7 protein-coding genes and 1 pseudogene are annotated in these 7,682 nt (G+C 58.3%); all 8 read right to left on the bottom strand.

Annotated elements, in window-relative coordinates:
* The coding region (locus AB1772_09080; GenBank protein MEW5796502.1) for an NADH-quinone oxidoreductase subunit H at positions 1 to 554 on the bottom strand (554 nt) is incomplete at its 3' end.
* Positions 555 to 558: 4 nt separating this feature from the next.
* Positions 559 to 3,126 (bottom strand): NADH-quinone oxidoreductase subunit NuoG, encoded by a 2,568-nt coding sequence (nuoG, locus tag AB1772_09075; protein MEW5796501.1) that lies wholly within the window; start codon positions 3,124 to 3,126, stop codon positions 559 to 561.
* Positions 3,126 to 4,415 (bottom strand): NADH-quinone oxidoreductase subunit NuoF, encoded by a 1,290-nt coding sequence (gene nuoF / locus AB1772_09070; GenBank protein ID MEW5796500.1) that lies wholly within the window; start codon positions 4,413 to 4,415, stop codon positions 3,126 to 3,128. Before nuoF ends, nuoG begins: the two co-directional genes overlap by 1 nt.
* A gap of 53 nt (positions 4,416 to 4,468) precedes the next feature.
* A complete protein-coding gene (nuoE, locus tag AB1772_09065) occupies positions 4,469 to 4,963 on the bottom strand; it encodes an NADH-quinone oxidoreductase subunit NuoE (protein ID MEW5796499.1) in 495 nt (164 codons plus the stop codon).
* Positions 4,960 to 6,102: an NADH dehydrogenase (quinone) subunit D gene (gene nuoD, locus AB1772_09060; GenBank protein MEW5796498.1), complete on the bottom strand. Its 1,143-nt coding sequence runs from the start codon at positions 6,100 to 6,102 to the stop codon at positions 4,960 to 4,962. Before nuoD ends, nuoE begins: the two co-directional genes overlap by 4 nt.
* Positions 6,103 to 6,128: 26 nt before the next feature.
* Positions 6,129 to 6,644 (bottom strand): NADH-quinone oxidoreductase subunit C, encoded by a 516-nt coding sequence (locus AB1772_09055; GenBank protein ID MEW5796497.1) that lies wholly within the window; start codon positions 6,642 to 6,644, stop codon positions 6,129 to 6,131.
* Positions 6,645 to 6,738: 94 nt separating this feature from the next.
* A pseudogene (locus AB1772_09050) lies at positions 6,739 to 7,215 on the bottom strand (NADH-quinone oxidoreductase subunit B family protein).
* Positions 7,206 to 7,562 carry an NADH-quinone oxidoreductase subunit A gene (locus AB1772_09045; GenBank protein MEW5796496.1) on the bottom strand — a complete coding sequence of 119 codons (357 nt, stop codon included), beginning with the start codon at positions 7,560 to 7,562 and terminating at the stop codon, positions 7,206 to 7,208. The pseudogene AB1772_09050 and the gene AB1772_09045 overlap by 10 nt, the downstream one beginning before the upstream one ends.
* Positions 7,563 to 7,682 lie beyond the last annotated feature (120 nt).

Here is a 7,682-nt window from a genome sequence, read left to right as displayed (position 1 = left end):
TGTTCCACCAACTGCGTCATTGATAGCGTGTTGGCGATAATGATTACGCCGATAATCGACAATCCATAGGCCAGCTCATAGGAAATCGTCTGTGCCGATGCCCGCAGGCCGCCCAGCAGGGAGTACTTGGAGCCGCTCGACCATCCGGCCAGAATCGTTCCGTAGACCCCCAGCGAGCCCACGGCAAACACGAATACGACACCGATGTTCAGATCGGAAATCACGCCCGGAATCGGTTGCCCGAAGACCGTGAAGTCATTAGTAAACGGAACCACCGCAAAGACCATCAGGGCCGGAACGAACGACACCATGGGCGCCAGAGTATACGCGAACCGTTCGGCGCGCTCCGGAACGATATCCTCCTTGAAGATCAGTTTGATGGCATCGGCAACCGGCTGCAACAATCCATACGGTCCGGCATACAGCGGCCCGATCCGGTGCTGCATAAAAGCAACGACTTTCCGCTCCAAATAAGTCGCGTACGCGCACCCGGTAAGTATCACGAGGACTACCACGATGATTTGCAGCGACGATATGATGGCGTATTCTATCATCGTCTCAGCCTACTACCTTACTGATTTTGACCCGGTCCACCCGCCGCTTGCGCATCAGCAGAGAATTGACCGGAAACGCAGAGAAGTTCCGGGGCATAAAGACAACATCATTCCGGATATAGCGCGATATGCGCACCGGTGCGACCACTTTACCCACCTCGGACTCGACGCGAGCGGAATCGCCGGCGTTCAGACCCAGGCGCTCGGCCAGCAACGGGGACATTTCGACATACGCCTCACCGCAGAAGTTGACCAATGAGGCGGCCTTCTCGGTCACATGCCCGCTATGATGAAGATCATCGCCCATAAACAAGACCACGGGATATCCGGCCGGCTGGTCCTCGGACACAGCTCGCACCTCCAGATAGCGATCGGGCAGCTCGACACCTGGATCAGCCATAAGCACATCGCGTATCATCCTGTCACGCTCTTCCGGGGACTCGAACAGCGGCTTCTCGAAATGCTCCGCGATGAGCTGTGCGATTTCATATCCGGGTTTCGATTCAAAACGCGGCGGGAGGGCGCGCGACGCCAACTGGACGCGCCCCTCGAGATTCACATAGTAACCGTCGTATTCGGCCCAACTGCAGAGGGGAAGCACGACATCGGCCAGGGCGCTGGTTTCGGTTTCGAACAGGTCGGCCACGACGAGAAAGTCCAGCCCTTCGAGGGCGTCGTGGGCAAATTCGCGATCCGGATAGAGCATTACCGGATTGCCGCCGATCACAAGACAGCTGTTGATCTCCTCTTTCTTCATGGCCAGGAGCATCTGATCAGTTGTCATCGGCGCCGTTTCCGGCCATTCGCCCCACTGCTCCTTGAGCCGGGTCTTCAACGAAGTCGGCGGTTCAGGCAGCAGGCCGAGTTTACCCGCCCCGCGCGAGTTGGCATAACGCGGCAGGATGGCGATCTGGCCTTTCGACGAAAGCTCAAACAGGCGATTGAGATTGCACAGCGCCGAGGCAATCGCCTCCCGGTCCCGTGAGCGGCTGACTATTTCTCCCGCGAACAACGTGACCCGGCTCCCGTGGGCCAGCGCCGAGGCCACTTCGGTAAACAAACTGGCATCGACACCGCAGAGTCTGGCGGCCTCGGACGAACTCCCCGGCGTGATTTTCTTTCGCAGATCGCCTATCCGCGAGCTGTCTACAAGGTTGTTTTCGATCGCCGCCAGGCAGATACCGTTGATGGCGATTTCTTCGGTGCCGGGCTGATAAACGAGTTCCGCGCGCGCGATATCGGCCGATTTGGTCTGATACGGGTTGAGCGCATAGACGGTCGCGCCACCGAAATTGCAGGCGCGACGCATCTTCAGGTATTCATTCGGGTGTTCCCTGACCAAATCGCTGCCGAGCGTGACAATCAGATCCGATTTTTCTATATCAGCTATACTGAAAGGCCGGCTGCAGAGGATGTCGTACGCTCCACCGGACACCGTGGGAAGCATCCGGTAATCCAGCCGGAAGTCTATATTATTCGAGCCGATAACCGTGCGGAACAGCTTGGAAAAACTGAACAGCGAGGCGTTATCCAAGGTGGGTGATACCAACCCGCCGATACAGACACGGCCCTTCTTCTCGATGATCTCACCGAGCCGGTCCCTGATCACCTCCATGGCCTCTTCCCAGCTCGCCTCAACCTGCTTGCCGCCCTTCTTGACAAGTGGTCTTCTGAGCCGGTCCTCTGAAGTCACGATCTGATAACCGTAGCGGGTTACGTCTGTGATCCAGCCGTCATCAATATCGTCGTTCGGCCGCGAGGTTACACGGAAGATTCGCCCCTGGTGGTCGTTCTTAAAGAACAGGATGTTAGCACCGGAACTGTGGAATGGGCAGATCGACGATGTGGTCTGAGTCAGCCAGACCCTGATCTTGTACCGCCAATCGGTGTTAATGAGCGCGCCCACCGGGCAAATCTCCACGAGGTTGCCCGAGAACGGGTTGTCCACGCGACGCCCCGGCGCGGCGTTGATCTCGGTGTGATTGCCTCTCTCGAAGGCGCCGAGATCGTGTTCGCCGAACGCTTCCTTGTTGGCCCTGGTGCAGCGGTAGCAGCGGATACACCGGTTGCGGTTAAGGATAATCTCCGGCCCGATCCGAACTTCATCGAATGTCGTCTCGGCTTCCTGAATTCCGAAGCGGCGCTTCTGGAATTCAAACCGGCTGTCGTCGTAACCGTGGGCAAAAGTCAGGTCCTGGAGCGTGCACTCTCCCCCCTTGTCGCAGGTGGGACAGTCGAGCGGATGATCAATCAGAGTGAACTCGATAACGGCCCGCCGACCCTGCTTGACCTTCTCGGAATCAGTGCGCACCACCATGCCGTCCATCGCCTCAGTCGCACACGAGATCGCCAGCTTGGGCCATTTCTCGATCTCGACATAGCACATCCGGCAGGCGCCCTCAACACTCAGCTTGGGATGCCAGCAGAATGTGGGGATTTCGATCCCCTGTTGCTGGGCGGCGATCAGGATAGTGGTGCCCTTCGGGACCGTGACCTGGCGGCCGTCAAGGGTAAACGTCACTGTGGGCGGCGCGACCGCGGTGGCCGGGTTCTGTTTGACTGCCTCGGCCATCAGACACCTTCCGCCAAACTGAACTGTGTTCTCACGAGGCACGTGCCGTGCTCGACATGGTGCTGCCATTCGTCGCGCCATTTCTTGATAGCCGATTGAATCGGCATCACTGCCGCGTCGCCGAGCGGGCAGACCGTGCGACCCAGGATATTGTCGCAGATCGACTCGATCTTCTCCACGTCGCCCGGTTTGCCGCCCCCTTGTTCGATGCGATTGATGATCTGCTCAAGCCAGCCGGTGCCGTCGCGGCAGGGCGTACACTTCCCGCACGACTCATGACGGTAAAAGCGAATGAGGTTCGCGATTACCCAGACGATACAGGTCTCCTCGTGAAAGACAATCACCGCGCCGGATCCGAGCATCGAACCCACCGCCGTCAGAGACTCATAATCCAGCGGCACGTCTACTTTGTCGGGGGTAAGAAACGGAGTCGATGATCCCCCCGGGATTACCCCTTTGAGCTTTTTGTCGCCAAGGATGCCACCACCGTACTGCGGACTATAGATCAGGTCCTTCAGACTGTGACCCAGAACTAATTCGTAGTTGCCGGGCTGCCTGACATGACCGGACAGACTGAAAATCTTGGTGCCGGTTGATTTCTCTGTGCCGAGCGATTTGTACCAGGCGGCGCCACGCACAATGATGTGTGGGACTGTCGCCAAAGTCTCAACATTATTGACAATGGTCGGGCAATGATAGAGCCCCGCCACCGCCGGAAAAGGTGGCTTGATGCGCGCATTTCCCCGCTTGCCTTCGAGCGAGTTCAGCAGGGCGGTCTCCTCGCCGCAAATATAAGCCCCGCCACCCGTATGAATAACCATATCGAGGTCGTACCCGGAGCCGTGGATGTTTTTGCCGAGATGGCCTTTTTGATAGACCTCGTCCATGGCGGTCCGCATAACGTCGATAGAGAACCCGAATTCCCCCCTGATATAGACGAACATGAGATGGCAGCCGATCGCATAAGCGGCGATAGCCATCCCCTCGATCACGGCGTGGGGATCACGCTCCATCAGCACCCGGTCTTTGCAAGTGCCGGGTTCGGATTCGTCGGCGTTGCAGACGAGATACCGGGGCTTGGTCGTGCCTTTGGGGATGAAGCCCCATTTCATTCCGGCCGGAAAGCCGGCGCCGCCGCGCCCGCGCAGTCCGGAACTCTTGACCTCGGCCGTCACCTGCTCCGGGGTCATCTCTTTGAGTACTTTCCGCCAGGCCTTATAGCCGCCGTGGGCCTCATACGTATCGATCCGAGTCTGCGCCGGATCTTCGACATATCGAAACAGGTGCAGCCGGTCCGAGCCCGCCACCTCCGCAGCATTTGTCCGCACCGGCGAGTAGAAGCTCACTGCTTGCCTCCCGCCCGCGATTCGCTGCGCAGCTGCTCGATAATCGCGTCCACCCTCTTGCGCGTCAGGTTCTCATAGTAATCGTGGTTGATTTGCATCATCGGCGCGGTGGCGCAAGAACCGAGACACTCTACCCGCACGATCGTAAACAGGTTATCCGGCGTGGTCTCACCCACCTGAACTCCCAGCTTCTGTTCGAGATACGCTATCAGGCTCTCCGCCCCCAGCAGCGCGCACGAGATATTGTGACAGACCTGAATCAGATACTTGCCCACCGGTTTCTTGGGGAACATGGTGTAAAAACTGGCCGCCTCGGCGATTTCACCCGACGGCACACTCAAGACTTCTGCTATTTCGTCGTAGATATCCTCGTTGAGATGGCCGATCTGGCGATAGGCAATCGTCAACGCCGGCAGGATCGCCGATCGCACCTGGGGGTACTTCGTGGCGGCCTCGCGGATACGGTCAACAGATTCGGCCGTCAGCATCATCGGTCCACCTCGCCGAGCACGATATCCACGGTTCCGATAGCGCAGATTACGTCCGCCACAAGTCGGCCCTCGACCAGCGCCGGAAGCGCTGACAGGTTTATGAACGATGGCGGCCGGACCCGCACACGATTGGGCTTGTTGGTGCCGTCGGAGGCAATATAGAACCCCAGCTCGCCCTTGGGTGACTCCACCGCCTGGTAGACCGAGCCGCGCGGCGTCTTGAATCCGTCGGTGATGATCTTAAAGTGGACGATCAGCGACTCCATCTTGTGCAGTACATCTTCCTTGGGCGGCAGCACTACCCCCGGGACATGGGCGCGGTACGGCCCTTCGGGCATACCGTCGAGCGCCTGCTGGATGATTCTGAGCGACTGGCGGATTTCTTCAAGACGGAGCAGGTACCGGTCGTAGGCATCGCCGTTTTGCCCGAGTGCAATCTCAAAATCGAATTTTTCGTAGCCGCTGTACGGCTCGTCCTTGCGCAGATCGCGTTTCACGCCGCTGCCCCGCAGCATCGGACCGGAGAGTGACCAGTTTATCGCGTCCTCGGCCGAGATTACCGCCACCCCTTTGGTGCGCTGGACGAATATCGGGTTGTGGGTGAGCAGTTTTTCGTAATCGACCAGCCGCTCGGGCATCACCTTGAGAAACTTGCGCACGAGCTTGTCAAAATCGGGCGGCAGTTCCTCGGCCAGGCCGCCGATTCGTATATAGGTGCTCATCATGCGCTGCCCGGCGCAGGCCTCGTAGATATCGACAATCATCTCTCGCTCGCGGAAAGCGTACAGGATCATTGACATCGCCCCCAAGTCGATGGCGTGAGTACCCAGCCAGACCAGGTGCGACTTGATGCGGGTGAGCTCGGCCAGGAGTACTCTCGCCCATTTGACCTTCTCCGGCACCTCAATGTCCATCAACTTCTCGACCGCCAGACAGAACCCGAGATTGTTTATCATCGGCGCCAGGTAGTCCATCCGGTCGGTGCACGGAATCGCCTTGTAGTAAAGCTTGGACTCCATGGTCTTCTCGATCCCGGTGTGGAGGTAGCCGACTATCGGTTTGGCCTTTACCACGGTCTCGCCCTCGACTTCGAGTTCCACCCGAAGCACCCCGTGGGTCGCCGGATGCTGCGGCCCCATGTTGATCTGGAGAGTGCGGGACTCCACTACTTGATCACCTCCGGGGGCTGGTCCTTGTTCCAGTTGAACTGCGGGACCTCGTAAGTCAGCGGGTAGTCCTTACGAAGCGGGTACCCCTCCAGCTCGTCAGGCGTGAGGATTTTGGTCAGGTCGGGGTGGCCGGTGAATTTGATCCCCATCATGTCCCAAACCTCGCGCTCCATCCAGTTGGCGCCGTTCCAAATAGGCGTGAGACTGGCTACCACCGGGTTCTCCGCCGGAAGCATGACCTTCAGAAAGAAACGGTACTTATGCCGGAAACTGCAGAGGTTGTAGACTACCTCGAATCTCCCCCCCATGACACTCTCAAAGCCCAGCCAGTCACACGACGTGATGTCGGCCAGGTAGCGGACATCGAGTTCGGGATCATCTATAAGCGCCTGGCAGACAGACAGTAGCGACTCCGGCTTGATGTAAAACGATTGCTCTTCTCGGAAGTTAACCTCGCGGATGAGGGCGTCCGGGAACCTGGTCTGCAGCCACTGTCTGATCTTGTCTACCATGCTCAGGCTTGTACCATTGTTCACAAGAGCCGGCGGATGATTTGACCGGATCGGCTCCTGGCGCTTAGTGCGCCACGCTCCGGCCCCACTCCTCTCGTTTTGCCTTGAGAGATTCTTTTTCGATCTTGGCGTGAAGTTTCAGGATGCCGTCCATCAGCTGCTCCGGTCGTGGCGGGCAGCCGGGCACATACATGTCGACTGGGATGATCCGGTCCACACCCTGGACGATCGCATAGTTGTTGAATACGCCGCCGCACGACGCGCACGCTCCCATCGCGATCACCCACTTGGGATTCGGCATCTGCTCATAGAGCGTCTTGATCACCGGCGCCATTTTCACCGAGACCCTGCCGGCGACAATCATGAGATCGGCCTGGCGCGGCGACGGCCGGAAGACTTCCATGCCATAGCGAGACATGTCATACTTCGACATGAATGTCGCCATCATCTCTATCGCGCAGCAGGCCAGTCCGAAACCAAGCGGCCACATCGATCGCTTGCGCGCCCAGTTGACCATCTTGTCGAGCGTGGTCAGGATTACCGAATCAGGGATCTTCTCCTCTAATCCCATCGCAACGCTCCTTTACCCAGCTCGTAGAAGTAGCCGACCAGGATGAGCAGAACAAACACGGTAATTGCCGTGAAGCCGAACATGCCGAGATCGCGCGCCACTACCGCCCATGGCATCAGGAAGACGATCTCGATATCGAACAGAATGAACGAGATAGCCACCATGAAATACTTAACCGGCACCGGATCGCGGGTGGTTCCGACCGGGTCTATCCCACACTCGTACGGTTGGGTTTTCCTGCCGAGCCGGGTACGACGGCCGAACAGAACGGAGAGCACGGTCAGTGCGACCGCCAGAAAGGTCGCCAGGGCCAGCAAGAAAAGTAACGGGTAGAGCTCTTCGAACATGCTGTTTTCCTTTGGCCGCCAACGGCTTCAAACAATAGCGGCTACTTTAGGCCCTGGGGGAGGGAATGTCAAATGCTTTTTGGAGCGCGCCCAGAGCGGGTTCTCCTCAGCACAGGGTAC

The organism is Candidatus Zixiibacteriota bacterium, from assembly GCA_040752815.1.
GTDB lineage: Bacteria > Zixibacteria > MSB-5A5 > GN15 > FEB-12 > JAGGTI01.
Note: the sequence above shows the minus strand (reverse complement) of the source record. Positions and strands in the feature narration are given on the sequence as shown.

Bases quoted from the DNA above. Each gene is read 5' to 3' on its own strand.
- nuoG (MEW5796501.1), bottom strand. From the start codon at position 3,126: ATGGCCGAGGCAGTCAAACAGAACCCGGCCACCGCGGTCGCGCCGCCC.
- AB1772_09045 (MEW5796496.1), bottom strand. From the start codon at position 7,562: ATGTTCGAAGAGCTCTACCCGTTACTTTTCTTGCTGGCCCTGGCGACC.
- AB1772_09055 (MEW5796497.1), bottom strand. From the start codon at position 6,644: ATGGTAGACAAGATCAGACAGTGGCTGCAGACCAGGTTCCCGGACGCC.
- nuoD (MEW5796498.1), bottom strand. From the start codon at position 6,102: ATGGGGCCGCAGCATCCGGCGACCCACGGGGTGCTTCGGGTGGAACTC.
- nuoE (MEW5796499.1), bottom strand. From the start codon at position 4,963: ATGATGCTGACGGCCGAATCTGTTGACCGTATCCGCGAGGCCGCCACG.